This window comes from Yoonia sp. (assembly GCF_017854565.1).
Classification (GTDB): Bacteria; Pseudomonadota; Alphaproteobacteria; order Rhodobacterales; family Rhodobacteraceae; genus Yoonia.
The window spans coordinates 20,527-46,461 of the sequence record NZ_JAFMHJ010000005.1 but is presented as its reverse complement, the minus strand read 5'-3'; the positions used below and the strand labels follow the sequence as shown (position 1 = coordinate 46,461).

Genomic DNA, 25,935 nt, shown 5'->3' with positions numbered 1-25,935 from the left:
TCGTGCTGCCAGAGCAGTATCCACTGACCGGTGTTGTGCCGCCTGATGCGGATAAAATGGGGTGGCGTCACCGTTGCTGATCATCCCGCGAATATCGAGATTGGGGTTCGCGGCGCTGCCCGAGGCCCAGAATGCGCCTCTTGCCGGTCTCGCTGTTAATAACGCTGATTTTTTGAGGTGTATGATTTTTGACCATGGTGATGGTCGTGATTTTGCAAGCCACTTCACACCTTTGAATGCGTCAAAGCGCCATGATGTGAGCAATCGAAATTCAATTCGCCGTTTTGGCGAATAAAGGGCTGCGATACGGTTTAAAAAAGAAGGGGCACCATTGCTGGCGCCCCTTGATAACTCAGCGTCTTTGGCGGCTTAGCAGCTGTAGTACATCTTGTATTCGATCGGGTGTGGTGTGTGCTCGTAGGCGTACACTTCTTCCCATTTCAGCTCCATGTAACCTTCGAGCTGGGATTTGGTGAACACGTCACCAGCCAGAAGGAATTCATGATCTGCTTCCAGCGCTTCCAACGCCTCGCGGAGCGAACCGCAGACCGTTGGGATTGCCGCCAGCTCTTCTGGTGGCAGATCGTACAGGTCCTTGTCGGATGACGGACCGGGGTCGATCTTGTTCTTGATGCCGTCAAGGCCAGCCATCAGCAGGGCTGCAAAGCACAGGTACGGGTTTGCAGCTGGATCGGGGAAGCGTGCCTCGACGCGCTTGGCCTTGGGGGATTCGGCCCATGGGATACGGACACAACCCGACCGGTTACGTGCAGAATATGCGCGCAGAACGGGGGCTTCGAAACCGGGGATCAGGCGTTTGTAGCTGTTGGTCGCTGGGTTCGTGATCGCGTTCAGCGCCTTGGCGTGCTTGAGGATGCCACCGATGAAATACAGCGCCTCTTGGCTCAGGTCGGCGTATTTGTCGCCGGAGAACAAAGGCTTGCCATCTTTCCAGATCGACATGTTCACGTGCATACCGGTGCCGTTGTCACCCGAGATCGGCTTTGGCATGAAAGTTGCGGATTTGCCGTAGGCCTGTGCGACGTTGTGGATCACATATTTGTACTTCTGGATCTCATCGGCCTGCTTTGTCAGCGTGCCGAAAATCAGGCCCAATTCGTGCTGGCAAGACGCCACTTCGTGGTGGTGCTTGTCGACCTTCATACCCATGCGCTTCATGGTGGAAAGCATTTCGCCGCGCATGTCTTGTGCATCGTCGATCGGGTTCACGGGGAAATAGCCGCCCTTGATACCGGGACGGTGGCCCGTGTTGCCCATTTCGTATTCGGTGTCGCTGTTCCACGCGCCGTCGATGGCATCAACCTGGAACGACACTTTGTTCATGGACACCTGAAAACGCACGTCATCGAAGACAAAGAATTCAGCTTCGGGGCCGAAATACGCGGTGTCACCAATGCCGGACGCCTTGAGGTATTCCTCGGCTTTGACGGCGGTGCCGCGCGGGTCACGGTCGTAGGGTTCCATCGTGTCCGGCTCGACCACGTTGCAGTGAATGCAGATGGTTTTTTCGGCATAAAACGGGTCGATATAAACGCTTGATGGATCTAGCATCAGCTTCATGTCGGACTGGTCGATGGATTTCCAGCCAGCGATGGACGAGCCATCAAACATAAAGCCTTCTTCGAGGAAATCTTCGTCGACAAGGTCAGACACGACAGTAACGTGCTGCAGTTTGCCGCGGGGGTCGGTAAAGCGGATGTCGACGTAATCGACGTCCTCGTCTTTGATCAGTTTTAGAACAGCTTGATTGTCCATATGGGATGTCCCTTTTTTAGCAAATTTTACGGATTAAAGCGCGTCGTCGCCGGACTCTCCGGTGCGGATGCGGATGGCTTGTTCGATGGTTGAGACAAAAATCTTGCCGTCGCCAATCTTGTCTGTTTTCGCGGCGCCAATGATCGCTTCGATAGCACGATCGACCTGATCGTCGGCCAGAACGACCTCGATTTTTACCTTGGGCAGGAAGTCGACGACATATTCTGCGCCACGATAGAGTTCTGTGTGGCCCTTTTGCCGGCCAAAGCCTTTGACCTCGATCACGGAAAGACCCTGCACGCCAACTTCTTGCAGTGCTTCTTTCACTTCGTCGAGTTTGAATGGTTTTATGATCGCTTCGATCTTTTTCATAGGCCCGCGACTCCCCCTGTGATGTTTCATCGCTGGTCAGACCATTTCTCTTGCATCGGGACAATTCGTGGCCGACCCTTAGGATGGGCTTGCAAGGGGAAAGCGCAGTGTTTGCCTAAATTTTGTGCATAATGGCGCTTTATCATGCGAATGGCGAACCTGAGGTGCTGAAACGATGACCGAACTGCTGACCGCTGCCCAAATGCGCGCCATCGAACAGGCTGCGATTGCGTCCGGTCAGGTGACCGGGCTGGAGTTGATGGAGCGGGCCGGGCGGGGCGTGGTCGATGCGATTTTCCGGGAATGGCCGGAGTTGACGGAGCAATCGCCGGGTTCGGATGCCGGACGCCGCCGGGCGGTGGTGCTGTGCGGGCCGGGGAACAATGGCGGCGACGGGTTTGTCGTGGCGCGGCTGTTGAAGCAGGCCGGGTGGGAGGTGGCGGTGTATCTTTATGGCGATGCCGGGAAGCTGCCGCCGGATGCGCGGGTGAATTATGAGCGGTGGGGTAATGCGGAACCCCTGACCGACGCTGCTATGGCGGCCGTAAGCGGGGCGTCCCTGATGGTGGACGCACTGTTCGGAACAGGCCTTTTTCGCCCGCCGGATGGATTGGGTCGCATGCTGCGAGAGCTGTGTGATTGCGTGGATGCTGGTGGTGGGTTGCCACTTGCGGACCGGCTACGGCAGAATAAGCCGCCGGTCGTCGCCGTCGATGTGCCGACTGGATTATGTGCGGACAGCGGCAGGCCATTGCAGGATGACGGGACGGATGTTGGTGCGATCCGGCGTGGTGGACCGGCTGCAATGGCTGCGGCGGATCTGACGGTGACGTTTCACCGGACCAAGCTGGGTCACTATCTGGACCAGGGTCCGCGCCACTGCGGTCGGCTGGCCATTGTTGATATCGGCCTGAATAACAACGCCAAGCAGCAGAATGAAGCGGCGCGTTTGGTTCAGTCGCATGCTGGCGTGAGCAAGTGGCAGGGCCACAAATATTCCCACGGTCACGCCCTCATCCTGTCGGGCGGTGTGGGCAAGGGCGGTGCCGCCCGTCTTGCGGCGCGGGGAACCTTGCGCGTTGGGGCAGGGGCTGTGACTGTCGGCTGCCCGCCTGCGGCGCTGATCGAAAATGCGGCGCAGTTGAATGCGATCATGTTGCGCAAGGTGAAGGGTGCGGATGACTTGGCAGAGGTGTTGGCGGACAAGCGGATCAATGCGCTTTGCCTTGGGCCGGGGTTGGGGACGGGTGAGCGGGAGGCGGCGTTGGTGGCCGCTGCCCTTGGCGGGGATGAACCCCGCCCTACGGTCCTTGATGCGGATGCGCTGACTTTGCTGGCGGGGGATGCGGCGCTGTTTGGGGCCTTGCATGACCGCTGCATCCTGACCCCCCATGCGGGGGAATTTGCGCGGCTGTTTCCTGATATCGCGGCAAAGCTGGACGCGCCTGCCACCAGCGGCCCCGCCTATTCCAAGGTGGATGCGACGCGGGACGCGGCGAAGCGGGCAGGGTGTACCGTTTTGTTCAAAGGCCCCGACACCGTGATCGCGGATACCGGTGGGCGCTGCCGCATCAATGCATCTGTATATGACCGAGCGGCCCCTTGGCTGGCGACGGCCGGATCAGGCGATGTTCTGGCGGGTTTCATCACCGGATTGCTGGCGCGGGGGTTTTCCCCGATGCAAGCCGCTGAAACCGGCGCATGGCTGCACACCGAATGTGCCCTTGGTTTCGGGCCGGGGTTGATCGCGGAGGATCTGCCCGAGGCATTGCCCAAAGTATTGCGCGGGCTTGGGGTTCAGGCCGCGGCCGCGACCAGTTCGACCCCATCGGCATAGATGATGTGGTCTGCGGGTAACGCGATGGCGTAGACGTGGATGAGGCGGGGCGGCAGGACTGTCATGAATTCCCCATCCACCAGACGCCGCGCGGCGATATTGACCGTGGGCGCGCCAAACATGACCTGCGCGCGCCAATCGCGCAGGTGGATGAGGGTATCCGGCGTCACCAGCATATCGCGGTTCGGGCGGGTGTAGCCCAGCGTGGACGCCCGGATGAGAATCGGCTGCACCACGGCGGGCCGGCTTGTCACATGCAGTAACACCGCGATGCCGCAGTCGCGCGTAATCAGCCGGTCGCCAGCGGTGAGATGTTCTATGGGAATTTCGCCATCGCGGGTCATGATGCGGGTGCCCGCGCAAATGCCGATGTCGGTTGTGACCTGCAAATTGGTTGGCGCGCACTGATTTTGTGCAGGTATCTGCATCACTTTGTCCCGCTTCGCGCCCCCACCTCTGATATGGCCGGTCAATCATGGCGAAAAAGAGTTAACGCCCTGCTTTTTCTGTGATGATTTTTCCTCTCGCATCCGGTCAATAGCTTTGCTAGACAGCGCCCAACCTAGGGGTTGGCCAACACCTTCCCCTTTTTATGATGCGGGTGTGGCGGAATTGGTAGACGCACCAGATTTAGGTTCTGGCGCCTATGGCGTGGGGGTTCGAGTCCCTTCACCCGCACCAAGTTTTGGAAGAAAGAAGGATATAAGATGCAGGTCACCGAGACCCTGAACGAAGGCCTCAAGCGCGGTTATGCGATTACAGTCACTGCGGCTGAACTTGACGCGAAAGTGGTTGAAAAGCTGAAAGAAGCGCAGCCAACCGTTGAAATGAAGGGCTTTCGCAAGGGCAAAGTCCCGATGGCTTTGCTGCGCAAGCAGTTCGGTCAGCGCCTGATGGGCGAAGCGATGCAGGAAGCCATCGACGGCGCACTGACATCACATCTGGACACAACTGGTGACCGGCCTGCCGCACAGCCAGAGATGAAGATGACCAACCCGGACTGGAAAGAGGGCGACGATGTTGCCGTCGACGTGTCCTATGAAAAATTGCCCGATATTCCTGAAACTGATTTCAGCGCGATTAAGCTGGAGCGCATGGTTGTCAAAGCCGACGACGAATCAGTGCAAGAGGCGCTGGATAACCTCGCGTCTTCGCCACAGGCCGTGACCTATGAGGCGAAAAAGACCCAAGCGAAGAAAGACGATCAAGTTGTGATCGACTTTGTCGGCAAGGTCGATGGCGAAGCGTTCGAAGGTGGTACGGCTCAGGATTATCCGCTTGTGCTTGGTTCCAACTCATTCATCCCCGGTTTTGAAGATGGTTTGCTGAAGGTCAAGGCTGGCGACGAAAAAGACGTCGAAGTCACTTTCCCCGAGGACTATCAGGCTGCGAATTTGGCCGGTAAGGTTGCAGTTTTTTCCTGCACCGTCAAAGAAGTGCGCGCGCCCAAAAAGCCCGAGATGGATGATGAGCTGGCCAAAAAGTTCGGGGCCGATGATCTGGCTGCGCTGAAGGGTCAGATCGCCGAGCGTCTGGAAGCAGAATACACCGGCGCGTCACGTGCGATTGCCAAGCGCGCCCTGCTGGATGCGCTTGACGTCGCAGTGTCGTTTGATTTGCCGCAAAGTCTGGTCGAAGCTGAAACAGGGCAGATTGCCCATCAGCTGTGGCATGAAGAAAATCCTGACGTACAAGGCCATGACCACCCCGAGGTGACCCCGACGGATGAGCATGTCAAACTGGCAGAGCGTCGCGTGAAGCTGGGCCTGCTTTTGGCGGATATCGGTCAGAAGGCCGAGATCAAAGTGACCGATCAGGAAATGACCCAGGCGATGATGAACCAGGCACGTCAGTACCCGGGTCAGGAACGCGAGTTCTTTGAATTTGTGCAGAAGAATGCGCAATATCGGCAGCAAATGCAGGCACCGATGTTCGAAGACAAGGTCGTTGACCTCATCTTTGAAAAGGCTGTCATGACTGACAAGGAAGTCAGCAAAGACGATTTGCAGAAAGCCGTTGAGAAGCTTGAAGAAGAGTAAATTCTAACGGATATGAATAGGAAAAGGCGCCTTTCAGGCGCCTTTTTTTGTCTAAAATGCGGATTTTTTCTGTGGTTCACACGGCATCGGGCAAAAATACGTTCTCCATTCATATCTTTGGGTTTAAGTTTAGATCACGAGAGTTTGATTTTGGAGATAATTATGAAGACGATCATGCTTGCAGCTTTGGTTGCTTTTGGACCTGCGACAGCTGCGATGGCCTGCCCTGATTACAGCATCACGCCCAGCGAATCCTATCGCACATCAGGGCCGGAACTGTACGAGCCGCGGACGTTCAATGTTGTTGCAGGTGGCGACAACTATGTCTGGAATTGCAGGCATATCCGACCGGGAACGGACACTGGCGCGGGGTATTTCCCATCGGCACCGGATTTTTCGTTCGAACTGTCCAAGATGTCCCGATATCAGCTGGTCGTCAGTCTGGAGAGCGAGTGTGATGCGGCTTTGCTGATCAACACGGCATCGACCAACTGGTTTTACGATGATGATGACAACGGAAACCTTGACCCGCGGATCGTGCTGACCCGACCGCTGGATGGACGTATCGACATCTGGGTCGGCACCTATGATGGCGAATATTGTGACGCGCAACTGACGATGGAAACATTTGACCGCTAGGCGCTGTGCATCAACTTTGCATCGTCAGCCGTTGATCGCGTTGCACAGAAAAAAGGCCGCCCCAGAAGGAGCGGCCTGATCTTTTCGCAATGTGCGATGCTTATTCTTCGTTAGAAGCTTTCGATCCGGCGTCATCGCCGAAATCGTCAGATGCAGCGCCGCCGATATCGTCGAAGAGCTCCTGAATTTCGAATTCAGCAGCGGCTTCTTCTTCTGCGGCCAGTTCGGCGATGGATTTGCCTGCGGCCTGAAGCTGTGCTTCTTCTGCGGAGCGCGCGACGTTCAGCGTGATTGTCGCGGTCACTTCGGGATGCAGGTTCACGATCACGTCGTGCAGGCCCAGCTCTTTGATAGCGCCGGTCAGAACGAGCTGACGCTTGTCAACGGTGAAACCTGCAACGGTTGCTGCATCGGCGGCGTCACGTGTGGTGACGGAGCCGTAAAGCGAACCCGCATCAGAGGCGGAGCGAATCACTACGAAAGTCTGGCCGTCCAGCGTAACCGCCAGTGCGTCTGCTTCTTTCTTCGTTTCAAGGTTCCGTGCTTCCATCTGGGCCTTTTCAGCCTCGAAGCGTGCGAGGTTGGCGGCATTGACGCGCAGTGCCTTGCGCTGTGGCAGCAGATAGTTGCGTGCATAACCGTCCTTGACGGAAACGACTTCACCCATCTGACCAAGCTTGGCTACGCGCTCAAGTAGAATGATATCCATGTGACTGGTTCCTTACTTAACAGCGTAGGGCAGCAGGGCGAGGAACCGGGCGCGTTTGATCGCACGAGCGAGCGCACGCTGGTTCTTTGCACCGACAGCGGTGATACGGGCGGGAACGATCTTGCCGCGCTCAGAGATGTAGCGCTGCAGGAGGCGGGTGTCTTTGTAGTCGATCTTGGGGGCGTTATCGCCCTCAAACGGATCAGACTTCCGACGGCGGAAAAATGGTTTTGTTGCCATGATTTATGGTCCTTTCCTGATCTAACTTAGCGACGTTCGCGGCGTTCGGGGCGTTCGGGGCGGTCGCCGCGATCACCACGGTCACCGCGCTCTTCGCGCTTTTGCATCTGAACGGACGGGCCATCTTCGTGGACGTCGACCTTGATTGTCAGCACGCGCATCACGTCTTCATGCAAGCCCATCAGGCGTTCCATTTCCTGCACGGCGGCGGCAGGTGCGTCAGAGCGCAGGTAGGCATAGTGGCCCTTGCGGTTCTTGTTGATCTTGTAGGCCATCGTCTTGACGCCCCAATATTCGTGATCCACCAGCTTGCCTTCGTTGTCAGCAAGGACGGTTCCGAAATGTTCGATGAGGCCTTCAGCTTGCGTGTTGGACAGATCCTGACGCGCAATCATGACATGCTCGTAAAGCGGCATGTTTACTCCAGTTCATATATCAGCGCATTTCAAAGCATGGGGCGACTATTCCTTCCGCACCCCACCCACGAGAGACTGCGCAGTTCAAATTACCGCGGAAGGATGCGGCCTTATAACGCTGATCGGTGCTGATGCAAGCCTTGCTTGGCGGTGGGCCCCGTTGCGCGACAAGATTGCCGTTTGCGCAAGGTTGCCTTGGCGTTGCCGTTTTATGGCCGCGATTACATGGCAGGCACAATCAAAGATTTGGGCAAGGAGTGGCACTGATGAGCGATTTTAATGCTTCCGGCGGCAACGGACAGATGCATTTTGCCAAAACATCCAGTTTTACCGTCGAAGATATCTATTGGGGGTATATGGTCCGGTCCGGGCTTGGCCCATCTATCGGGGTTGTGATCGCGCAGGCGGCTTCGTTCTTTTTGGGGGCGTGTTTGTTGACGGCGGCGATTGGCATTCTTGTTTTGCCGACCTTGATGTTTGACGGCGACATCGGCGTTATGCGCATGGGTGCCGCGACCCTTTTCGGTGCGATGGCCGCATATCTTTTGTGGTTTGCCAGCCGTGGGACACGGGCAGAGCTGCACGTTGACACCAGCGTCGGCGAAATCCGCGAGGTCATCTGTAACCGTGCAGGGCGGCCAACCACGGTAGGCTGCTATGGTTTTGATACGATTGGCGGCGTCTTTCTTGATGAGCGTGAAGATGAAAACTGGGCGACGCTGGTTTTGCGGTATCGCAACACTGCCCAGACGGTTTGTGTCGCGGAAGGTACCGAGGCGCAGTTGATGCCATTGCGGGACCGCTTGGGGCAGGACCTGATGGTGCAGGCAAAAACGACACGTTCGCGCGCGGCTTAATGCCGGACAGGGCGATGTCAGTTGGCGGTTAATCGCCGTATCTTTGTTATCGAACAGCTTTTGTTCGATTTTGCAGGATTGCTTTGAGTGGGTAAGCGCTATTTTAAGGCGACACATTCATTCAGTTTTGGAGCTACCAATGAGAAATATCCTGACAGCTACCGCTTTGATGGCCACACTTGCTACGACCAGCTTTGCGTCTTCCGAAAGCTACGTCCTTGATCCAAGCCACAGCCAGATCGTATTCAATTATAACCACCTGGGTTATTCTACGAGCTATGGCATGTTCTCGGGTTTCGAGGGCACAATTGATTTCAATCAGGCAGACCCTGCGGCGTCGTCCGTCAACGTATCGTTCCCGGCCCGGACGATGTTGACTGGTTGGGAAGCCCGGTTCGAGCATTTCATGAGCGGTGATTTCTTTGGCGCCGACGCAGACGAGATGGTTACTTTTACATCGACAGGCATCGAAGTGACCGGCGAAGGCACTGCGTTGATTACCGGTGACCTGACCCTGAACGGCATCACGAAAGCTGTCGTTTTGGACGCCAAGCTGAACCAAGCCAGCAACCACCCAATGGCCGAAAAGCCATGGGCCGGCTTTGATGCGACAACGACGCTGGTCCGGTCCGATTTTGAGCTGGGTGCATTTGCTCCGTTCATCAGCGACGAAGTGCAAGTGATGATTTCGGTCGAAGCGATGAAGGCCGAGTAAGCCGCATCTGTTATCGACGTCTTGGAAGGCCGCGCTTTGATCCAAGCGCGGCCTTTTTTGTTATTGTGCGCTGCGTGTGGCGCTGAGGGTCACGTTGACGCCGACGCCAAAGGCCAGATTTGTTTCGTCACTCATGCTTTGCCCGATTTCGAATGTGCGGCGATCAAGGTTCAGCGTCCCTGTCATTTCTGCCGTGTCGCCGACGATGGTCAGCGCAAAGGGCAGGGTAACGGGCACGGTATTTCCTTTGATCGACAAGGTGCCGTCCGCGACGTAGCCGTCCCCATCGGCGATGATATTTGCCGCGAAGGTGGCCGTGGGAAATGTTTCGGCGTCAAAGAAATCCGCCCCCATCGCCTGACTGGTCACAGACCCCAATTGCAGTGAACCAATGGCGATGGTCGTGGTCACATTGCCCATCACGCCGGTCGCATCCGGGTCAAAGCTGATGGCAGAGGTCCAGTCCGCGAATGTGCCGGTTACCGGGCTGCCGAACTGTGTGACCGTGATGGCGACCGCGCCGTCAGTGACCGCCCATTCCGAGGAGACGGCGGCCAAAGCGGGGCCAGCCGTTCGTGTTTCATGAGAGAAGAAGCCAGCGGCGGCGGCGGCGGCGGTCGCCAGAGCGAAAATGCCAAGGGCGGCGATTGGCGCAACAAGGCTGCCGCGGTGGGCGGGCAGTGCCGGTGCTTGAGTTTGGCCGAACCACATCCGGCGCAGGGTCGCATCTTTGTCGACGAACTGGTGTTTGAGTGCGCCGGCGATGTGCAACAGGATGGATGCGACCATGACCTTGCTCCAAATCCAATGCAGCGTGGCAAACACGTCGGCGAAGCCTTCGCTTTTGGGCACCAGCGGCAGGGATTGCCCGATGGGCAGCAGGATCGGGGCAAAGCCGGTGGTTGCCGCATGATGAATCCAGCCGGTCAGCGGCACCGCGACCAATGAGATGTAGAGTAGCCAGTGGACCACTTCGGCCAGCATCGTTTCAGCCTTGCGATCGGGGTGCAGGGCGCCGGGCTTGGTTTGCGTCAGCGCCCACAGGATACGGGCGAGAGCGACCGCAAAGATGATGACACCCAGCGTTTTATGGAATGAAAACAACTGTGCCTTAAACGCCAGTTGTGCGTTTGTTTCATAAGGCAGGTCGTTGGCGATCAGGCCCAGCGGAATGATCGTGATGATCAGCAGCGCGGTCAGCCAGTGGAAGGTCTTGGTCACGGTCCCGTAAAGGGTCGCGGTGTTTGAGGCGGGCATGGGGTTCTCCGTTTGGTTCGGTGCAAAGCTAGCACTGCCGTGCAGGCGGGCCTAGGGGGGCGTCTGTGTGCAGGGCATGTAACGCCTGTGCGTCGCTGCTCAGGTCCGAGGCTGCTTGTGCGCGCGGATTGGGCGGAGTAGGTCTGATCAACACAATGAACGACAGGGAGGGGCCGATGCGGGCATTTATATTTCCGGGCCAAGGCGCACAGACTATCGGGATGGGCAGAGCATTGGCTGATGCATATCCAGCGGCCAGAGCCGTTTTTGATGAAGTGAACGAGGCGCTTGGCGAGGATTTATCGGCACTGATCTGGGAGGGTGATATCGCAGATCTGACCCTGACCCGGAACGCGCAACCGGCCCTGATGGCCACATCGCTGGCCGCGATGCGTGCGCTGGAGGTGGAGGGCGTAACAATCACGGCGGCGTCCTTTGTGGCGGGGCATTCATTGGGCGAATATTCCGCGCTGGCGGCATCGGGGGCTTTGACGATTGCCGATACGGCACGTTTGCTACGCATTCGGGGCACAGCGATGCAAGAGGCGGTGCCTGTGGGTGTCGGCGCGATGGCGGCGCTGCTTGGTCTGGACTTTGCGGCGGTGCGTGCGATTGCGGAGGAGGCTGCGCAAGGCGAAGTGTGCGAGGCCGCCAATGACAACGATCCCGGACAGGTGGTCGTGTCGGGACACAAGGCCGCAGTGGAGCGGGCTGTGGTGATTGCGAAATCCAAGGGCGCAAAGCGCGCGCTTTTGCTGCCTGTCAGCGCACCGTTTCATTGCAGCCTGATGGCCCCTGCCGCACAGGTAATGGCCGATGCGTTGAATGATGTGGATATTGCGGCGCCTGCGGTGCCGCTGATCGCGAATGTCGTCGCACGCGAGGTCATGGACCCCGCCGAGATCAGATCGCTGTTGGTGGACCAAGTGACGGGGTCGGTGCGGTGGCGCGAGAGTGTCCTGTATATGGCCGCCCAAGGCGTGACCGAGGTGTTCGAGATCGGGGCCGGAAAAGCCCTGTCCGGGATGGTCAAGCGGATTGACCGGGCGATGATCAGCCATGCGGTTGGCACACCCGATGATGTTGCTGCCGCCGCCGCTGCAATTAATGCATGATAGATGAAAGAAGGCTGACAAATGTTTGATTTGAATGGGAAAAATGTTCTTATAACGGGTGCGTCCGGCGGGATCGGCGGTGCGATTGCAAAAACGCTGCATGGCGCGGGTGCGACGGTCGGCTTGTCGGGGACGCGGCTTGAGCCGTTGGAGGCATTGGCGGCCGCGCTGGGCGACCGGGCGCATGTGCTGCCCTGCAACCTGAGCGACGCCGACGCCGTAAATGCCCTGCCCAAACAGGCAGCCGAGGCGATGGGGTCGGTGGACATATTGGTGAACAACGCCGGCATCACCCGCGACAACCTGTTCATGCGGATGTCGGACGATGAGTGGTCATCGGTTCTGGAGGTCAATCTGACATCCACGATGCGGCTGTGCAAAGGTGTCATCCGGGGCATGATGAAGGCCCGCTGGGGGCGCATCGTGAATATCTCTTCCATCGTTGGGGCGACGGGCAATCCGGGGCAGGCGAATTATGCCGCGTCAAAGGCCGGCATGGTCGGTATGTCAAAGTCGATTGCCTATGAGGTGGCCAGCCGTGGCATCACGGTCAACTGTGTGGCACCGGGGTTTATCACCACGGCGATGACCGAAAAACTGACCGATGATCAAAAGTCGGGGATTTTGGCGCAGGTGCCGGCCGGGCGCATGGGCGACCCCGAAGAGATTGCGGCTGCGGTGCTGTATCTTGCAAGTCCGGAGGCCGGTTATGTCACCGGTACGACCTTGCATGTGAACGGCGGGATGGCCATGCTTTGACAACGGGCGGCATTGTGTTGCCCAAAACCGTTTGCCTAAGTGGATTTGTCTGTTATAGGCCACGCAGATTTGCCGTCAGGCGGAGGAGCTGCCCGTATTAGGGTGGGATCAATATGGGCTCAGGCCCAAAGGAAAACAGGGCACTTGCCCAGAAAGACATGAGGAATTGACATGAGCGACGTTGCTGACCGCGTACGCAAGATCGTTGTAGAGCATCTTGGTGTTGAAGAAGACAAAGTGACGGAAACGGCGTCCTTCATTGATGACCTGGGCGCTGACAGTCTGGATACAGTCGAATTGGTTATGGCTTTTGAAGAAGAGTTCGGTATCGAAATTCCTGATGATGCTGCTGAAACAATTCAGACTTTCGGTGATGCTGTGAAGTTTATTAACGGCGCCCAGTAAGCCATACTGATTTTGTTTGAAAACGGCGTCCCTTGGGGCGCCGTTTTTTTTATGTGGCTGTTTTCGGCGACGCATGGGGACCGGAGGCCATTGGCAGCGGCCGCGCGGCAATGGCATATGCAGCCCATCGCATCGCTATGCTGGCGCTGCGCCCTATCCGTGATGCGTTAATCGGGTGTGAACTGAATGCTATTCTCTGGCCCGAGATGCTGTGCTGCTCTTGCCCCTTTGTAGCAGGGTGGGGTATCAGTGTCGCAAATTACCCCAAAGGTGAGGGCAGGATATGCGTCGTGTTGTTGTAACGGGCTTGGGGTTGGTCACACCTCTTGCGGATGGTGTGGAAAACACATGGGAACGGCTTTTGGACTGTCAGTCGGGCGCTGGCACCATTAAGGGCTTTGATGCCAGTGGGTTGGCCACCACCTATGCCTGCGAAGTGCCTTTGGGTGACGGGTCTGACGGGACGTTCAACGCCAACAAATACATGGAGCCAAAAGAGCAGCGGAAGGTCGACACTTTCATTCTGTTCGGGATGGCTGCGGCACAGCAAGCGATCGAAGATTCCGGATGGATGCCGACAGAACGTGCAGATCAGGAACGCACGGGTGTTTTGATGGGGTCCGGGATTGGCGGCCTGAATTCGATCGCCAACACCGCGATCATGATGAAGGAAAAAGGCCCGCGCCGTGTGTCGCCGTTCTTTGTGCCCGGTGCGTTGATCAATCTGATTTCCGGGCAGGTGTCGATCCGGTATGGTTTCCGTGGCCCGAACCATGCGGTTGTGACGGCTTGTTCGACGGGCGCGCATGCCATCGGTGATGCGTCCCGTCTTATCCAGCATGGCGATGCAGACGTCATGGTCGCCGGCGGCGCCGAAGCGGCGATTTGCGAAATTGGGATTGCCGGTTTTAATGCCTGCAAGGCCCTGAGCACGCAGCATAATGATAACCCGCAAAAGGCCAGCCGGCCGTGGGATAAGGACCGTGATGGCTTTGTCATGGGCGAGGGGGCGGGGATGGTCGTGCTGGAAGAGTACGAGCATGCCAAGGCCCGTGGTGCCAGGATTTACGCAGAGGTGCTGGGTTATGGGTTGAGCGGCGACGCCTATCACATCACAGCCCCACCGCCGGATCATGAGGGTGCGGAACGGGCGATGCGGGCTGCATGCAAGAATGCAGGGATCGCACCAAGCGAGATTGATTATGTCAATGCGCACGGCACATCCACCATGGCAGACACGATCGAGCTGATGGCGGTTGAGCGGCTTGTTGGGGATGCGGCATCGAAGCTGACGATGTCGTCGACCAAATCGGCGACCGGGCATTTGCTGGGCGCGGCTGGCGCGATTGAGGCGATTTTCACCATCCTTGCGATTCGCGATCAAGTGGCACCGCCGACGATTAATTTGGACAATCCCGCCGTGGAAACCGTTGTTGACCTGTGCGCGAACAGTAAACGCGAACGCAAGATTGATATCGCGTTGTCGAATTCGTTTGGCTTTGGCGGCACAAATGCGAGCGTCGTCTTCGGGAAACTACGCTGATGTGGCGACACACTGCCTCCAATGCGCTGACATTTCTGATTGTTGCCCTGTTCTTGATGGTGGGCGCGGTCAGCTGGGGGGCGAAGCAATATCGTGTTGCGGGCCCTCTGGAGCAGGCAATTTGCCTGAAGGTTCCACGTGGTGGAAACATGGACAAATTGGCCGCTGATCTTGCCGAGAAAGGCGCGATCTCCTCTGAGTTCATCTTTGAGATAGGATCTGATTATTCGGGTAAATCGGACGCTTTGAAGTTCGGCAGTTACCGCATTCCAGAGCAATCCTCGATGGAAGCAATTGTCGATATCGTGACTCAAAGTGGTCGCAATAGCTGCGGCACCGAAGTGATCTATCGCATCGGTATAAACGCGGCTGACATTCAGGTGCGTGAACTTGATCCGGTGTCGAATGGTTATGAAGAAATTGCGCGTTTCGATCCCGTCGACGGCGATGTACCGCAAAATTATCAGGTTGTGCGTGACGCGTCCGATACCACGTTTCGTGTCACCGTGGCAGAGGGTGTGACCAGCTGGCAGGTTGCCACCGCGTTGGGAGCTTTTGACGTGCTGGAGGCGAATGTGGCCGAGACGCCGAGCGAAGGCAGTCTGGCGCCGAAAAGCTATGATGTGCGTCCGGGCGAGCTTGTGTCGGACGTTCTGGCGCGGATGCAGGCGGCACAGGCAGATATTTTGGCGCAGGCTTGGGCCGCGAGAGCCGACGGGCTGCCGATTGCTTCGCCGGAAGAGGCATTGATTCTGGCGAGTCTGGTCGAGAAAGAAACGGGCGTGCCCGAGGAACGGCGTCAGGTTGCGAGCGTCTTCGTGAACCGGTTGAATCAGGGGATGAGGCTGCAGACGGACCCGGCGGTCATTTACGGGATCACGCGGGGCGAGGGTATTTTGGGCCGTGGTTTGCGGCAGAGCGAATTGCGCGCCGAGACGCCGTGGAACACCTATGTCATTGACGCGCTGCCGCCGACGCCGATTGCGAACCCGGGGCGGGCCAGTATCGAGGCGGCGCTGAATCCTGACAGCACAGCGTATATCTTTTTCGTCGCTGATGGCACGGGTGGGCATGCGTTTGCGACCAACTTGGATGACCATAACCGCAATGTGGCCCGCTGGCGCGAAATCGAAGCAGAACGGGCAAAGAATGACGGGTAACCGTCTGTAAATCATCAATAGATCGTTAATGATGTGCGCGCATCGCAACCTGTGACTGATTGACTTTTGGGGTCACATCGGCGTAGTGTGATTTAGCTAGAAGGCAGGTTTGCGCAGCATGACCGCCTCTCGACTGTAACGGAAGCACCCTTACAGGCCACATTGCCATGAATGAATTGAACGATCCGGGCCCTGAGGGCCTGCAAAACGCGACGGCACGTGTCGCGGAAATTTCCAGATTATTTGAGAGTATCCGTCAGGTCCTGGATCAGATGATCCGCGTGATTGGCACCCCGGACGGGCGGACCCCGAAAGCCATTATTACGAAGTTGAATGAATTGCAGTCTGCCCACCTGAAGGTGCTGGCGGCAGAGGAGGTATTCCATGCGCAACACGGGCAATCGGCGAGCAGCGAAGACATTGACGTCGATGCAATTCGTGCTGACATCGGGGGCCAGCTTGATCGCCTCCGGGCCGCGATCACAGCAGAGGGACTTTCTGTCGCGCCTGAGCTGTGCGCAGCTTGCCGCGCTGCCCTTTCTGTTTGATTTCTGGGCGATGCCGCATCAGGTGCCGCCAGCGGGCGATTGGCGGACCTGGGTCATTCTGGGTGGACGTGGCGCGGGAAAAACCCGCGCCGGTGCAGAGTGGGTGCGGTCGATCGTCGAAGGTGCGCTGCCGCAATCATCAGGCAAGGCGCGTCGCGTTGCCATCATCGCCGAGACGATCGAGCAGGCGCGCGAGGTGATGGTGTTTGGGGAGAGCGGGATATTGGCGGTTTCCCCACCGGACCGCCGTCCAGCATGGGTTTCGGGGCGACGGTTGTTGGTTTGGCCCAATGGTGCCACCGCACAGTTGTTTTCGGCCCACGATCCAGAAAGCCTGCGCGGGCCGCAGTTCGATGCGGTTTGGGCAGATGAGTTGGCAAAATGGCGCCGTGGTGGTGACGCGTGGGATATGTTGCAGTTTGGCTTGCGCCTGGGGGAGCATCCGCGCGCCTGCGTGACGACGACGCCACGGCGTGCGGCCGTGCTGCGTGACTTGTTGGCAATGGACACCACGGTGGTCACGCATGCGCCGACACACGCGAACCGGGCGAACCTGGCCGCAAGCTTTTTGGCTGAAATCGAGGCACGCTATGGTGGGACGTCACTGGGTCGTCAAGAGATTGAAGGGACCATGTTGACGGACTTTGAAGGCGCGCTTTGGGGGTTGGCGCAGTTGGCGGACTGTCAGATTGCCGATGTGCCGGCGTTGACGCGTGTCGTTGTGGCGATCGACCCGCCGGGGACGTCGCATGCCGGGTCAGACGCGTGCGGGATCGTTGTGGCGGGCGTTGTCATGGACGGACCAATTCAGGATTGGCGGGCGTATGTGCTGGAGGATGCCACGGTGAGTGCGGCCCGGCCCACGGATTGGGCGAAGGCCGCGATTGCGGCGATGCAGCGGCATGGTGCGGACCGGCTGGTGGCTGAGGTAAATCAAGGTGGTGATATGGTCGAGGCTGTTGTGCGGCAGATAGATCCGCTTGTGTCGTATCGGTCGGTTCATGCGTCGAAAGGCAAGACGGCGCGCGCAGAGCCGATTGCGGCGTTGTACGAACAAGGGCGGGTGCTGCATGTGCGCGGCTTGGGCGTTCTTGAGGATCAGATGTGCCAGATGACCACGCAGGGTTTTGCGGGCAAAGGGTCGCCGGACCGTGTTGATGCGTTGGTCTGGGCCTTGCATGATTTGATGATTGAACCGGCTGCAAAGTGGCTAAACCCGCAGATTCGCGGGCTTTGACGGGTGTTGCGTGCGGCAACGTACGCAGCCTTGTCACCTTCCTCATGAATTAGGCGCAAATTGTTTTCATGGATCGCAGACGGTCATCAAGGAGTTTTGGATGTTTGAATTTTTGAACCGTGCGAAGCCAGTGACCGCTGAGGTCGAGGTGAAAGCCTCGGCTACGGGGCGTGTCATGGCGATGCAAGGTGCGGGGCGTGTGGCATGGAGCCCGCGTGATGTTGTGTCACTGACACGCACAGGCTTTACCGGTAATCCGATTGGGTTTCGCGTGGTCAAGATGATCGCCGAAGCTGCAGCGGCATTGCCATTGGTCGTGCAGGATGCCGAGCGGCGGTATGATACCCATCCGGTGCAGGCACTGATGGCGCGGCCCAATGGCGGGCAGGGCCGGGCAGAGCTGCTGGAGGCATTGTTCGGGCAGGTTCTGCTGACTGGCAACGGATATCTGGAGGCGGTTGCCGACGACGCGTTGCCGCTGGAGATGCACGTCCTGCGGTCGGATCGTATGTCAATTGTGCCGGGACCGGACGGCTGGCCTGTGGCGTATGAGTATAACGTCAGCGGGCGCAAACATCGGTTTGCGGTGACAGAGGCGTGCAGCCCGATTTGCCATATCAAGAGTTTCCACCCGCAAGATGATCATTACGGATTTTCGCCGTTGCAGGCGGCGGCGAGTGCGATTGATGTGCATAATTCGGCGTCGCGCTGGTCAAAAGCGCTGCTTGATAATGCGGCGCGTCCGTCGGGTGCGATTGTGTATCGCGGTGCAGATGGGCAAGCGACGTTAAGCGCGGATCAGTATGATCGGCTATTGAATGAGATGGAAACCCAGCATCAAGGTGCCCGCAATGCGGGGCGACCTATGTTGCTGGAAGGCGGGCTTGATTGGAAGCCGATGGGGTTTTCGCCCTCGGACATGGAGTTTCAGAAGACGAAGGAGGCGGCCGCGCGCGAGATCGCGATTGCCTTTGGCGTGCCGCCGATGCTGCTGGGGATACCTGGCGATGCGACTTATGCGAATTATCAAGAGGCTAACCGGGCGTTTTATCGCCTGACCGTATTGCCGCTGGCGACGCGGGTGACGAGTGCGATTGCGGATTGGCTATCGGATTTTTCGGGTGAGCGGATCGAGTTGCGGCCCGATTTGGATCAGATTTCGGCGCTGTCGACGGAGCGCGACGCGCAGTGGCGGCGGGTGAGTGAAGCGGCGTTTCTGACCGATGCGGAAAAGCGGTCGCTGCTGGGTTTGCCTGCCCTGGAGGTGGGAGATGGTCAATAAAGTTGTCGAGATGAATGGCAAGGTGCGTGTTGATACACAGCCGCCCGTGTCGGACTTTTGGTTTGCCCAAGTGGATGTGCGTCTGGGGCGGATTGAATTCATGGTGTCACGTTTGGAGTGGCAGATATGGATGATTGTCTGTGGCTGTGCAGGCCTGCTGATTTTCGAAATTGTGAAAGCGCTAAGCGGGAGAACGCTATGACTTTGGAACATAAATTCTGCCAGTTGGGCGCGGTGGTGACCGTGACCGATGGGGCGATCATTTCGGGCTACGCATCGCTGTTTGGCAGGTCTGATCAGGGTGGCGATACTGTCGAGATGGGTGCCTATAAGGCGTCGCTGGCCAAGGGCCGATCCATCAAGATGCTGTGGCAGCACGATCCGGCCCAGCCGATCGGTGTTTGGGATGAGGTCCGCGAGGATGCCAAGGGGCTTTGGGTCAAAGGCCGTTTGTTGACGGATGTGGCCAAGGGCCGAGAGGCCGCCGCATTGATCGAGGCTGGCGCGATTGATGGCCTGTCCATTGGCTATCGCACCGTCAAGGCCCGCAAGGACGACAAGGGCGGACGCCTTTTGTCAGAGCTGGAGCTGTGGGAGGTGTCTTTGGTCACGTTCCCCATGCTTCCTGATGCGCGTGTGGCGGCCAAAGGGGATGACCCTGCGGCTACCATGATGCGCGACTTGGCCGCTGCATTCCAGGATGCGCGCCGCACGATGGCACGGACCTAACCGGCGCCACACCACGATCTAAAGGAACGATTGATGAACAACACTGAGAGCGATTCTCGGGTCGGGGAAGATGTGTCTCTGGGCCAGGAACTGAAGACGGCAATTGCCGGGTTCATGAACGATTTCAAAGACTTTTCCCACGGCTTGAATGCCAAACTTCAAAAACAGGATGACCGGATGAATAAGCTGGATCGAAAGACAATGATGAATGCACGCCCTGTGCTGGCAATGGCTGCCACCCACGAGGCACCGCATCAGAAGGCCTTTGCGGCCTATCTGCGGTCGGGTGATGACGATGCACTGCGTGGCCTTGAGCTGGATGGCAAGGCGATGGGGACGTCGATTGCGGCAGACGGTGGGTATCTCGTGGACCCGCAGACCGCCGATACCATCAAGGGTACACTGAGTGCGACAGCGTCAATCCGTGCCGTGGCCAATGTCGTGAATGTGGATGCTACATCGTATGACGTGCTGGTTGATCACACGGAAATGGGCGCAGGTTGGGCAACCGAAAGCGGTGGTGTGTCCGAGACTGATACGCCGCAGATCGACCGGATTACCATCCCACTGCACGAGCTTTCCGCGCTGCCGAAAGCATCGCAGCGGCTGTTGGACGACAGTGCGTTTGACATTGAAGGCTGGCTGGCGGGCCGTATTGCCGACAAGTTCGCCCGCTCTGAGGCCGGGGCGTTCATCAATGGTGATGGCGTTGACAAGCCCAAGGGTGTGCTGACCTATCCAACGGTCGATAACGATGTCTGGGCCTGGGGCAATATTGGCTATGTGCCTACGGGCACGGCTGGTGGCATTGATGGCGGCGACGCGGTTGTTGATCTTGTCTATGCACTGGGGGCTGAGTACCGCGCGAATGGTACGTTTTTGCTGAACTCGAAAACGGCGGGCACGATCCGCAAGCTCAAGGACAATGATGGCCGTTTCCTGTGGTCTGATGGTCTGGCGGCGGGTGAGCCTGCACGGCTGATGGGCTATCCGGTTCTGATTGCGGAAGACATGCCCGATATCGCCCCTGACGCGATGGCAATTGCATTCGGTGATTTCGGCGCCGGTTATACCGTGGCCGAACGCCCTGATCTGCGGGTGCTGCGCGATCCGTTCTCGGCCAAGCCGCATGTGCTGTTCTATGCCACCAAGCGTGTGGGCGGGGCGGTCAGCGATTTTGGCGCGATCAAGCTTTTGAAGTTCGCGACCAGCTAAGCCGTTGGCGTGAAGGGGTGCTGCCTGACTAAGGCGGCACCTATCCCCGGACGCAACCTGGGCAATCCCGCATTGTCTAGCTGCTCCCTTCCGTCCGAGCAATGCGGGGGGTGTGCGTCCGGGCCCTAGGGGCCACATGGCCGGGACGATCAGTGATTTTTGGAGTAATTCCATGATGTTAGTCGAAGAGACCACCGTGCCGCAATCGGCGCTTCCGGTCGCACAATTCAAAGACCATATGCGCCTTGGTTCGGGTTTCGCCGATGATGGAGTGCAAGATCCGGTATTGGAAAGCTATCTGCGTGCCGCATTGGCCGCGATCGAGGCCCGCACGGGAAAGATCCTGATTGAACGCGAGTTCAGCTGGACCCTGACGGCGTGGCGGGACGGGCGGCGGCAGCCGCTTCCTGTGGCGCCGGTCAATGCGATCACGGGAGTGATGATGATAGATGTCAGCGGCAATGAGACGCTTGCCAGTGGTGCCGCATGGTATCTTGAACCTGACAGCCAGCGCCCGAGTTTGAATGCGGTGGGTGCATGTTTGCCGCTGGTGCCGTCGCACGGGCAGCTCAGGATCGGAATGCTGGCGGGCTTTGGTCCGGAGTGGGGCGATATTCCCGCCGATCTGGCGCAAGCCGTGATGATGCTGGGTGCCCATTTTTACGAGTATCGGCATGATATCAGCCGCAGCACACCGGCAATGCCATTTGGTGTTGCGGCGCTGATTGAGCGTCACCGCACCGTGCGGCTGTTCATGGGGGGCCGGGTATGAGGCTGCCGTATCTTAATCGGTCACTGGTTCTGGAAGCGCCTTTGCGGGTTGGCGATGGCGCGGGTGGTTATGTCCACGACTGGCAGTCGATGGGTGTTCTTTGGGCCGAAGTGAAGGCCGGATCTGGCCGTGAGACGGCAAGTTCTGCGACCACGGTGTCGCGCGTGCCCTACCGGATCACGGTGCGCGCGGCCCCTTTCGGCGCTGCATCACGTCCGGTTGCCGGTCAGCGGTTTCGCGCGGGTGCGCGGATTTTCAATATCAATGCCGTGGCGGAGCAGGATGCGCATGCGCAGTACCTTATGTGCCACGCAGAAGAGGAGACAGCGTCATGAGTTATGGTGTTTCTTCAGCACTTCAGGCCGCCGTTTATCAGCAATTGGTCAATGATCCGGGCCTGACCGCTTTGGTCGGTGCGTCGATTTTTGATGCTGTGCCATCTGGCACGTTGCCACCGCTTTACGTGGTGCTGGGTGCGGAGGATGTGCGCGATGCGTCAGACAAGACCGGTGGCGGGGCGCTGCACGAATTCACGGTGACAGTTATTACCGAGAGCGCCGGTTTTGCATCGGCCAAGGTGGCTGCGGCGGCGGTATCGGATGCGCTGGTTGATGCGGCTTTGACGCTGGTCCGCGGCGCGCTGGTATCGCTGCGTTTCTACAAGGCGAAGGCGGCCCGCGTCGGTACGGGCGATGTTCGCCAGATCAATCTGATCTTTCGTGCCCGCGTGGCCGATGACACGTAATCCCAAACATTTGAAGGAGTGATGGCAATGGTAGCCCAGAACGGCAAGGACCTTTTGGTCAAGATCGACATGACAGGTGACGGACTGTTTGAAACTGCGGCAGGTTTGCGTGCGACGCGGATCAGTTTCAATGCTGAGAGCGTTGATGTGACCAGTTTGGAAAGTTCGGGTGGGTGGCGCGAACTTTTGTCGGGGGCCGGGGTCAAGACTGCGTCCATTTCCGGATCTGGCGTGTTCAAGGACGAGGCGACAGATGAGCGGGCGCGGCAAATATTCTTTGACGGCGAGACGCCCGATTTTCAGGTGATCATTCCGGACTTTGGGACCGTCGAAGGGCCGTTTCAGATTACGTCTGTGGAGTATGCGGGATCGCACAATGGCGAGGCGACGTATGAGCTGTCGCTTGCTTCTGCCGGTGCGCTGACGTTCACGGCATCAATCTGATGGCGAACCCTTGGACGGGCGAGGTGGCGGTGCTGATTGATGGGCAAAGCCATGACTGCAAGCTGACGTTGGGTGCTTTGGCAGAGCTTGAGGGCGCATTGGGGGCGGGATCGTTGGTTGATCTGATCCGCCGGTTTGAGGGTGGTGTCTTTTCTGGTCGGGACGTGATGGCGGTTATTGTCGCAGGGCTGCGTGGCGGTGGGTGGACGGGTAAGTCCGCCGATCTGATCGCAGCCGAGATTGAGGGTGGCCCGGTGGGGGCTGCAAAGGTCGCGGCGACGCTTTTGGCGCGCGCCTTTGCAGCGCCACCATGATTGGGCTCGACTGGCCGGGATTGATGCGCGCGGGGTTGCATGGTTTGCGCCTGACCCCGCGTGAATTCTGGGCACTGACCCCGGCGGAGCTGCAAGTGATGCTGGGGTTGACGAAGGCGAACGCACCCATGGGGCGTGACCGTCTGGACGAGTTGCAGAGGTCGTTTCCCGACAAACCAAAGGACAATGAGTGATGGATGATTTGGACAAGCTGGACACGCTGGACAGCGATGTCAGCGCGCTTGAGCGGACGCTGGGCGATACAGCGGCAATGGCTGCGGCATTTGACGAGCAGCTGCGCGGTGTACAGGGGTCACTGACGGAAACGACACGCGATTTGGGCAACCTAGAGCGCGGTTTTTCCGGTGGGTTGCGGCGCGCGTTTGACGGGTTGCTTCTGGATGGGATGAAGCTGTCGGATGCATTGAGTGGGTTGGCGCAATCCATGATTGATACTGCCTATTCCGCAGCGATCCGGCCCGTGACCGATCACTTGGGTGGCGTTCTGGCAAGTGGTTTGAACGCCGCTGTGTCCAGCTTGATGCCCTATGCCGACGGTGCGTCATTTTCACAGGGGCGGGTCATGCCGTTCGCCAAGGGTGGTGTCGTCGGTGGCCCGATGACGTTTCCAATGCGCGGTGGCACCGGTTTGATGGGCGAGGCTGGGCCTGAGGCGATCATGCCGCTTGCGCGCGGTGCCGATGGCCGACTGGGTGTGCGCACGCAGGGTGGCGGCGCAGTGACCGTCAATATGAATATCAGGACGCCGGATGTGCAGGGTTTTCAGCGCAGTCAGGGGCAGATCGCAACACAGATGGCGCGGGCCTTGGGCCGCAGTCAGCGTAATCGGTAGAGGAGCAGGCAATGGCATTTCATGAGGTTAGATTTCCCGCTTCGCTGAGCTTTGGGTCGGTTGGCGGACCCGAACGGCGCACGGATATCGTGACACTGGCCAACGGGTTTGAAGAGCGCAATACGCCCTGGGCGCATGCACGCCGCCGCTACGACGCGGGGTTTGGGCTACGGTCGCTGGATGATGTTGAGACGCTGATCGCGTTTTTTGAGGCCAGACAGGGCCAGCTGATTGGATTTCGCTGGAAAGATTGGGGCGATTTCAAATCATGTTCGCCTTCGCGGGAAATATCGCCGATTGATCAACTGATAGCCGTGGGCGACGAGGTGACAGACGTTGTGCAGCTAACCAAGGCTTACAGATCTGGTGTCACGACCTATGCCCGACCTATTACAAAACCGGTTTCTGGTTCGGTACGTGTGGCCCTGGGTGGTGATCCCTTGCAAGAGGGTGTCGATTTTGAAGTCGATCATGAAACGGGCGCGGTCACGTTCACCCATCCGCCGGATTTGGATGCCGAGGTGCGTGCAGGTTTCGAATTTGACGTGCCAGTGCGGTTCGACACCGATGCAATCATGACGTCGATCTCTAACTTTCATGCGGGTGAGGCCCCTAATGTTCCGATTGTGGAGATCAGGGTATGAATGCCGCCGCGCTTGACGCGCATCTTGCAAGCGGCGCGACGCATGTGTGCACGTGTTGGTCTGTGGTCCGCCGGGATGGTTTCACGCTGGGGTTCACGGATCATGATCGCGCGATCAGTTTCGATGGCATTGCCTTTATGCCGGAAAGCGGGCTGACCGCGCGGGCGCTGGCAAGCACGACGGGCCTGTCGGTGAACAACACGGAAGCGATTGGAGTTCTGGCGGCGGACGCGATTAGCGAGGCGGATATCGAGGCCGGCCGCTATGATGGCGCGCAGGTGACGACGTGGTTGGTGCAGTGGGACAACCCCGAAGCACGGACGGTGCGGTTTGTCGGCACGATTGGCGAGATCACGCGTGCTTCGGGTGGTTTTCAGGCAGATCTGCGCGGGCTGACGGATACGTTGAACCAAGTCCAGGGGCGGTCGTACCTGACCACTTGCAGCGCAGTTCTGGGGGACACGCGGTGTGGGTTCGATACCAGCAGTCCCGCATTTTCAGTTGAGACCGCGATTAAGGACGTGTCCAAAGCGCAGGTTTTTCTGCTGGGAAGTGTCGGGGGCTACAATGACCATTGGTTTCAAAGCGGAGTTCTTGAGGTGCTGTCGGGGGCGGCGCAGGGGCTGCGCGGTGTCATCAAGCTTGATCGTGTCGCGGGTGATGCGCGCACCATAACGCTTTGGCAACCGATCCGGGCGTCGATTGTCGTTGGTGACATGCTGCGGCTGGTGGCAGGGTGTGACAAACGGGCCGAAACATGCCGGGAAAAATTCGCGAACCTGATCAACTTTCAGGGATTTCCGGATATTCCGGGTGAAGATTGGCTGGTCAGTATTCCACGCGCTGATGGTGGCAACACCGGATCGAGCCGTAGCCGATGAGCACGGTTTTAGTGCAGGCCGCGCGGCAATGGATCGGGACGCCGTATTTGCATCAAGCCTCGGTCAAGGGGGTTGGGTGTGACTGCCTTGGACTGGTACGCGGTGTCTGGCGTGAGGTTTTTGGGGCTGAGCCTGAAACCGTCCCGCGATATACCCCCGATTGGGCCGAGCCACAGGGCGAGGAAGTGCTGTTTGCCGCTGCCGCGCGACATATGCAGCGCGTCACCTGCAAAACGATTTTGCCCGGACAGATATTATTGTTTCGGATGCGCGATGGGGCCATTGCCAAACATCTGGGCGTCGTTTCGCGCGGCGTGCCGTCGCCACATTTCATCCACGCATACGCAGGGCATGGTGTGGTTGAAAGCCCGCTGTCTGACCCGTGGCGCAGGCGTGTCGCTGCCCGTTTTTCGTTTTCACAAGGATAAATCA

General features: G+C 58.4%; 33 protein-coding genes and 1 tRNA gene. 27 read left to right on the top strand and 7 right to left on the bottom strand.

Going from position 1 to position 25,935, the window contains the following annotated elements:
* Window positions 1–369: 369 nt before the first annotated feature.
* Window positions 370–1,776 carry a type I glutamate--ammonia ligase gene (glnA, locus tag QZ196_RS04025; protein WP_296424165.1) on the bottom strand — a complete coding sequence of 469 codons (1,407 nt, stop codon included), beginning with the start codon at window positions 1,774–1,776 and terminating at the stop codon, window positions 370–372.
* A gap of 33 nt (window positions 1,777–1,809) precedes the next feature.
* Complete coding sequence (locus QZ196_RS04020; RefSeq protein ID WP_296424163.1) at window positions 1,810–2,148, bottom strand: P-II family nitrogen regulator; 339 nt, start codon at window positions 2,146–2,148, stop codon at window positions 1,810–1,812.
* A gap of 175 nt (window positions 2,149–2,323) precedes the next feature.
* Between QZ196_RS04020 and QZ196_RS04015 the strand changes: the two genes are divergently transcribed.
* Window positions 2,324–3,985, top strand: a complete 1,662-nt coding sequence (locus tag QZ196_RS04015) for an NAD(P)H-hydrate dehydratase (protein ID WP_296424161.1) — start codon at window positions 2,324–2,326, stop codon at window positions 3,983–3,985.
* Here QZ196_RS04015 and QZ196_RS04010 read toward each other — a convergent pair.
* Window positions 3,946–4,413: a Hint domain-containing protein gene (locus QZ196_RS04010; RefSeq protein ID WP_296424159.1), complete on the bottom strand. Its 468-nt coding sequence runs from the start codon at window positions 4,411–4,413 to the stop codon at window positions 3,946–3,948. The genes QZ196_RS04015 and QZ196_RS04010 overlap by 40 nt on opposite strands.
* Window positions 4,414–4,582: 169 nt before the next feature.
* Here QZ196_RS04010 and QZ196_RS04005 point away from each other — a divergent pair.
* From QZ196_RS04005 to QZ196_RS03995, 3 genes are all read left to right on the top strand, one after another.
* Window positions 4,583–4,666, top strand: a tRNA-Leu gene (locus QZ196_RS04005).
* Between the two features lie 26 nt (window positions 4,667–4,692).
* On the top strand, window positions 4,693–6,024 hold the full coding sequence (gene tig / locus QZ196_RS04000; protein ID WP_296424157.1) for a trigger factor: 1,332 nt from the start codon (window positions 4,693–4,695) through the stop codon (window positions 6,022–6,024).
* A gap of 162 nt (window positions 6,025–6,186) precedes the next feature.
* Window positions 6,187–6,663, top strand: a complete 477-nt coding sequence (locus QZ196_RS03995) for a hypothetical protein (protein ID WP_296424154.1) — start codon at window positions 6,187–6,189, stop codon at window positions 6,661–6,663.
* A 100-nt stretch (window positions 6,664–6,763) separates the two neighbouring features.
* On the opposite strand, the gene rplI is transcribed toward QZ196_RS03995, so the two are convergent.
* The 3 genes from rplI to rpsF are packed head-to-tail and all read right to left on the bottom strand — an operon-like array spanning window position 6,764 to window position 8,028.
* Window positions 6,764–7,372: a 50S ribosomal protein L9 gene (rplI, locus tag QZ196_RS03990; RefSeq protein ID WP_296424152.1), complete on the bottom strand. Its 609-nt coding sequence runs from the start codon at window positions 7,370–7,372 to the stop codon at window positions 6,764–6,766.
* 12 nt (window positions 7,373–7,384) lie between these two features.
* On the bottom strand, window positions 7,385–7,612 hold the full coding sequence (rpsR, locus tag QZ196_RS03985; protein WP_008235217.1) for a 30S ribosomal protein S18: 228 nt from the start codon (window positions 7,610–7,612) through the stop codon (window positions 7,385–7,387).
* A gap of 26 nt (window positions 7,613–7,638) precedes the next feature.
* Window positions 7,639–8,028 carry a 30S ribosomal protein S6 gene (rpsF, locus tag QZ196_RS03980; protein ID WP_296424146.1) on the bottom strand — a complete coding sequence of 130 codons (390 nt, stop codon included), beginning with the start codon at window positions 8,026–8,028 and terminating at the stop codon, window positions 7,639–7,641.
* A 266-nt stretch (window positions 8,029–8,294) separates the two neighbouring features.
* Here rpsF and QZ196_RS03975 point away from each other — a divergent pair, with 266 nt between their 5' ends.
* Both QZ196_RS03975 and QZ196_RS03970 read left to right on the top strand, forming a co-directional pair.
* Window positions 8,295–8,885: a hypothetical protein gene (locus QZ196_RS03975; protein ID WP_296424144.1), complete on the top strand. Its 591-nt coding sequence runs from the start codon at window positions 8,295–8,297 to the stop codon at window positions 8,883–8,885.
* Window positions 8,886–9,024: 139 nt separating this feature from the next.
* Window positions 9,025–9,600 (top strand): YceI family protein, encoded by a 576-nt coding sequence (locus tag QZ196_RS03970; protein ID WP_296424142.1) that lies wholly within the window; start codon window positions 9,025–9,027, stop codon window positions 9,598–9,600.
* Between the two features lie 60 nt (window positions 9,601–9,660).
* Here the strand turns inward: QZ196_RS03970 and QZ196_RS03965 are convergent, their stop codons facing one another.
* Window positions 9,661–10,857 (bottom strand): cytochrome b/b6 domain-containing protein, encoded by a 1,197-nt coding sequence (locus tag QZ196_RS03965; RefSeq protein WP_296424140.1) that lies wholly within the window; start codon window positions 10,855–10,857, stop codon window positions 9,661–9,663.
* 176 nt (window positions 10,858–11,033) lie between these two features.
* Between QZ196_RS03965 and fabD the strand changes: the two genes are divergently transcribed.
* From fabD to QZ196_RS03860, 21 genes are all read left to right on the top strand, one after another.
* On the top strand, window positions 11,034–11,972 hold the full coding sequence (fabD, locus tag QZ196_RS03960; protein ID WP_296424138.1) for an ACP S-malonyltransferase: 939 nt from the start codon (window positions 11,034–11,036) through the stop codon (window positions 11,970–11,972).
* Window positions 11,973–11,993: 21 nt separating this feature from the next.
* On the top strand, window positions 11,994–12,731 hold the full coding sequence (gene fabG, locus QZ196_RS03955) for a 3-oxoacyl-[acyl-carrier-protein] reductase (protein WP_296424136.1): 738 nt from the start codon (window positions 11,994–11,996) through the stop codon (window positions 12,729–12,731).
* A 171-nt stretch (window positions 12,732–12,902) separates the two neighbouring features.
* Window positions 12,903–13,136 (top strand): acyl carrier protein, encoded by a 234-nt coding sequence (locus QZ196_RS03950; RefSeq protein WP_045996352.1) that lies wholly within the window; start codon window positions 12,903–12,905, stop codon window positions 13,134–13,136.
* Window positions 13,137–13,419: 283 nt separating this feature from the next.
* Complete coding sequence (fabF, locus tag QZ196_RS03945; protein WP_296424131.1) at window positions 13,420–14,679, top strand: beta-ketoacyl-ACP synthase II; 1,260 nt, start codon at window positions 13,420–13,422, stop codon at window positions 14,677–14,679.
* Window positions 14,679–15,839: an endolytic transglycosylase MltG gene (gene mltG / locus QZ196_RS03940; RefSeq protein WP_296424129.1), complete on the top strand. Its 1,161-nt coding sequence runs from the start codon at window positions 14,679–14,681 to the stop codon at window positions 15,837–15,839. The genes fabF and mltG overlap by 1 nt, the downstream gene beginning before the upstream one ends.
* A gap of 167 nt (window positions 15,840–16,006) precedes the next feature.
* A complete protein-coding gene (locus tag QZ196_RS03935) occupies window positions 16,007–16,387 on the top strand; it encodes a hypothetical protein (protein ID WP_296424128.1) in 381 nt (126 codons plus the stop codon).
* Between the two features lie 10 nt (window positions 16,388–16,397).
* Window positions 16,398–17,624 carry a terminase family protein gene (locus tag QZ196_RS03930; RefSeq protein ID WP_366510945.1) on the top strand — a complete coding sequence of 409 codons (1,227 nt, stop codon included), beginning with the start codon at window positions 16,398–16,400 and terminating at the stop codon, window positions 17,622–17,624.
* A 100-nt stretch (window positions 17,625–17,724) separates the two neighbouring features.
* Window positions 17,725–18,906 (top strand): phage portal protein, encoded by a 1,182-nt coding sequence (locus tag QZ196_RS03925; protein WP_296424123.1) that lies wholly within the window; start codon window positions 17,725–17,727, stop codon window positions 18,904–18,906.
* Window positions 18,896–19,108: a hypothetical protein gene (locus QZ196_RS03920; protein ID WP_296424121.1), complete on the top strand. Its 213-nt coding sequence runs from the start codon at window positions 18,896–18,898 to the stop codon at window positions 19,106–19,108. The genes QZ196_RS03925 and QZ196_RS03920 overlap by 11 nt, the downstream gene beginning before the upstream one ends.
* Window positions 19,105–19,635, top strand: coding sequence for an HK97 family phage prohead protease (locus QZ196_RS03915; protein ID WP_296424119.1), 531 nt, complete (start codon window positions 19,105–19,107; stop codon window positions 19,633–19,635). The genes QZ196_RS03920 and QZ196_RS03915 overlap by 4 nt, the downstream gene beginning before the upstream one ends.
* A 33-nt stretch (window positions 19,636–19,668) precedes the next feature.
* Window positions 19,669–20,850: a phage major capsid protein gene (locus QZ196_RS03910; RefSeq protein ID WP_296424117.1), complete on the top strand. Its 1,182-nt coding sequence runs from the start codon at window positions 19,669–19,671 to the stop codon at window positions 20,848–20,850.
* Between the two features lie 172 nt (window positions 20,851–21,022).
* Window positions 21,023–21,622: a hypothetical protein gene (locus QZ196_RS03905; RefSeq protein WP_296424115.1), complete on the top strand. Its 600-nt coding sequence runs from the start codon at window positions 21,023–21,025 to the stop codon at window positions 21,620–21,622.
* A complete protein-coding gene (locus tag QZ196_RS03900; protein ID WP_296424113.1) occupies window positions 21,619–21,957 on the top strand; it encodes a head-tail adaptor protein in 339 nt (112 codons plus the stop codon). Before QZ196_RS03905 ends, QZ196_RS03900 begins: the two co-directional genes overlap by 4 nt.
* On the top strand, window positions 21,954–22,367 hold the full coding sequence (locus QZ196_RS03895; RefSeq protein WP_296424111.1) for a DUF3168 domain-containing protein: 414 nt from the start codon (window positions 21,954–21,956) through the stop codon (window positions 22,365–22,367). The genes QZ196_RS03900 and QZ196_RS03895 overlap by 4 nt, the downstream gene beginning before the upstream one ends.
* A gap of 27 nt (window positions 22,368–22,394) precedes the next feature.
* Window positions 22,395–22,811, top strand: a complete 417-nt coding sequence (locus tag QZ196_RS03890) for a phage major tail protein, TP901-1 family (protein ID WP_296424109.1) — start codon at window positions 22,395–22,397, stop codon at window positions 22,809–22,811.
* On the top strand, window positions 22,811–23,125 hold the full coding sequence (locus QZ196_RS03885) for a gene transfer agent family protein (protein WP_296424107.1): 315 nt from the start codon (window positions 22,811–22,813) through the stop codon (window positions 23,123–23,125). Before QZ196_RS03890 ends, QZ196_RS03885 begins: the two co-directional genes overlap by 1 nt.
* Window positions 23,122–23,319 carry a rcc01693 family protein gene (locus QZ196_RS03880; protein ID WP_296424105.1) on the top strand — a complete coding sequence of 66 codons (198 nt, stop codon included), beginning with the start codon at window positions 23,122–23,124 and terminating at the stop codon, window positions 23,317–23,319. The genes QZ196_RS03885 and QZ196_RS03880 overlap by 4 nt, the downstream gene beginning before the upstream one ends.
* The gene (locus QZ196_RS03875) at window positions 23,319–23,978 is read left to right on the top strand and encodes a phage tail tape measure protein (protein ID WP_296424103.1); all 660 of its coding nucleotides are present in this window, start codon (window positions 23,319–23,321) and stop codon (window positions 23,976–23,978) included. Before QZ196_RS03880 ends, QZ196_RS03875 begins: the two co-directional genes overlap by 1 nt.
* A gap of 11 nt (window positions 23,979–23,989) precedes the next feature.
* Window positions 23,990–24,622 (top strand): DUF2460 domain-containing protein, encoded by a 633-nt coding sequence (locus QZ196_RS03870; RefSeq protein WP_296424101.1) that lies wholly within the window; start codon window positions 23,990–23,992, stop codon window positions 24,620–24,622.
* Entirely contained in the window at window positions 24,619–25,503 is an 885-nt protein-coding gene (locus QZ196_RS03865; RefSeq protein ID WP_296424097.1) for a DUF2163 domain-containing protein, read from the top strand. Before QZ196_RS03870 ends, QZ196_RS03865 begins: the two co-directional genes overlap by 4 nt.
* Window positions 25,500–25,931, top strand: a complete 432-nt coding sequence (locus QZ196_RS03860) for an NlpC/P60 family protein (RefSeq protein WP_296424095.1) — start codon at window positions 25,500–25,502, stop codon at window positions 25,929–25,931. Before QZ196_RS03865 ends, QZ196_RS03860 begins: the two co-directional genes overlap by 4 nt.
* The last annotated feature ends 4 nt before the right edge of the window (window positions 25,932–25,935 follow it).

Bases quoted from the DNA above. Each gene is read 5' to 3' on its own strand.
- QZ196_RS03920 (WP_296424121.1), top strand. From the start codon at position 18,896: ATGGTCAATAAAGTTGTCGAGATGAATGGCAAGGTGCGTGTTGATACA.
- QZ196_RS03925 (WP_296424123.1), top strand. From the start codon at position 17,725: ATGTTTGAATTTTTGAACCGTGCGAAGCCAGTGACCGCTGAGGTCGAG.
- tig (WP_296424157.1), top strand. From the start codon at position 4,693: ATGCAGGTCACCGAGACCCTGAACGAAGGCCTCAAGCGCGGTTATGCG.
- QZ196_RS03950 (WP_045996352.1), top strand. From the start codon at position 12,903: ATGAGCGACGTTGCTGACCGCGTACGCAAGATCGTTGTAGAGCATCTT.
- QZ196_RS04015 (WP_296424161.1), top strand. From the start codon at position 2,324: ATGACCGAACTGCTGACCGCTGCCCAAATGCGCGCCATCGAACAGGCT.
- QZ196_RS03860 (WP_296424095.1), top strand. From the start codon at position 25,500: ATGAGCACGGTTTTAGTGCAGGCCGCGCGGCAATGGATCGGGACGCCG.
- QZ196_RS04020 (WP_296424163.1), bottom strand. From the start codon at position 2,148: ATGAAAAAGATCGAAGCGATCATAAAACCATTCAAACTCGACGAAGTG.
- mltG (WP_296424129.1), top strand. From the start codon at position 14,679: ATGTGGCGACACACTGCCTCCAATGCGCTGACATTTCTGATTGTTGCC.
- QZ196_RS03935 (WP_296424128.1), top strand. From the start codon at position 16,007: ATGAATGAATTGAACGATCCGGGCCCTGAGGGCCTGCAAAACGCGACG.
- fabF (WP_296424131.1), top strand. From the start codon at position 13,420: ATGCGTCGTGTTGTTGTAACGGGCTTGGGGTTGGTCACACCTCTTGCG.
- QZ196_RS03900 (WP_296424113.1), top strand. From the start codon at position 21,619: ATGAGGCTGCCGTATCTTAATCGGTCACTGGTTCTGGAAGCGCCTTTG.
- QZ196_RS03885 (WP_296424107.1), top strand. From the start codon at position 22,811: ATGGCGAACCCTTGGACGGGCGAGGTGGCGGTGCTGATTGATGGGCAA.
- fabG (WP_296424136.1), top strand. From the start codon at position 11,994: ATGTTTGATTTGAATGGGAAAAATGTTCTTATAACGGGTGCGTCCGGC.
- fabD (WP_296424138.1), top strand. From the start codon at position 11,034: ATGCGGGCATTTATATTTCCGGGCCAAGGCGCACAGACTATCGGGATG.
- rplI (WP_296424152.1), bottom strand. From the start codon at position 7,372: ATGGATATCATTCTACTTGAGCGCGTAGCCAAGCTTGGTCAGATGGGT.
- rpsF (WP_296424146.1), bottom strand. From the start codon at position 8,028: ATGCCGCTTTACGAGCATGTCATGATTGCGCGTCAGGATCTGTCCAAC.
- QZ196_RS03915 (WP_296424119.1), top strand. From the start codon at position 19,105: ATGACTTTGGAACATAAATTCTGCCAGTTGGGCGCGGTGGTGACCGTG.
- rpsR (WP_008235217.1), bottom strand. From the start codon at position 7,612: ATGGCAACAAAACCATTTTTCCGCCGTCGGAAGTCTGATCCGTTTGAG.
- glnA (WP_296424165.1), bottom strand. From the start codon at position 1,776: ATGGACAATCAAGCTGTTCTAAAACTGATCAAAGACGAGGACGTCGAT.
- QZ196_RS03930 (WP_366510945.1), top strand. From the start codon at position 16,398: ATGCCGCATCAGGTGCCGCCAGCGGGCGATTGGCGGACCTGGGTCATT.
- QZ196_RS03905 (WP_296424115.1), top strand. From the start codon at position 21,023: ATGATGTTAGTCGAAGAGACCACCGTGCCGCAATCGGCGCTTCCGGTC.
- QZ196_RS03890 (WP_296424109.1), top strand. From the start codon at position 22,395: ATGGTAGCCCAGAACGGCAAGGACCTTTTGGTCAAGATCGACATGACA.
- QZ196_RS03995 (WP_296424154.1), top strand. From the start codon at position 6,187: ATGAAGACGATCATGCTTGCAGCTTTGGTTGCTTTTGGACCTGCGACA.
- QZ196_RS03895 (WP_296424111.1), top strand. From the start codon at position 21,954: ATGAGTTATGGTGTTTCTTCAGCACTTCAGGCCGCCGTTTATCAGCAA.
- QZ196_RS03975 (WP_296424144.1), top strand. From the start codon at position 8,295: ATGAGCGATTTTAATGCTTCCGGCGGCAACGGACAGATGCATTTTGCC.
- QZ196_RS04010 (WP_296424159.1), bottom strand. From the start codon at position 4,413: ATGCAGATACCTGCACAAAATCAGTGCGCGCCAACCAATTTGCAGGTC.
- QZ196_RS03965 (WP_296424140.1), bottom strand. From the start codon at position 10,857: ATGCCCGCCTCAAACACCGCGACCCTTTACGGGACCGTGACCAAGACC.
- QZ196_RS03880 (WP_296424105.1), top strand. From the start codon at position 23,122: ATGATTGGGCTCGACTGGCCGGGATTGATGCGCGCGGGGTTGCATGGT.
- QZ196_RS03870 (WP_296424101.1), top strand. From the start codon at position 23,990: ATGGCATTTCATGAGGTTAGATTTCCCGCTTCGCTGAGCTTTGGGTCG.
- QZ196_RS03970 (WP_296424142.1), top strand. From the start codon at position 9,025: ATGAGAAATATCCTGACAGCTACCGCTTTGATGGCCACACTTGCTACG.
- QZ196_RS03865 (WP_296424097.1), top strand. From the start codon at position 24,619: ATGAATGCCGCCGCGCTTGACGCGCATCTTGCAAGCGGCGCGACGCAT.
- QZ196_RS03875 (WP_296424103.1), top strand. From the start codon at position 23,319: ATGGATGATTTGGACAAGCTGGACACGCTGGACAGCGATGTCAGCGCG.
- QZ196_RS03910 (WP_296424117.1), top strand. From the start codon at position 19,669: ATGAACAACACTGAGAGCGATTCTCGGGTCGGGGAAGATGTGTCTCTG.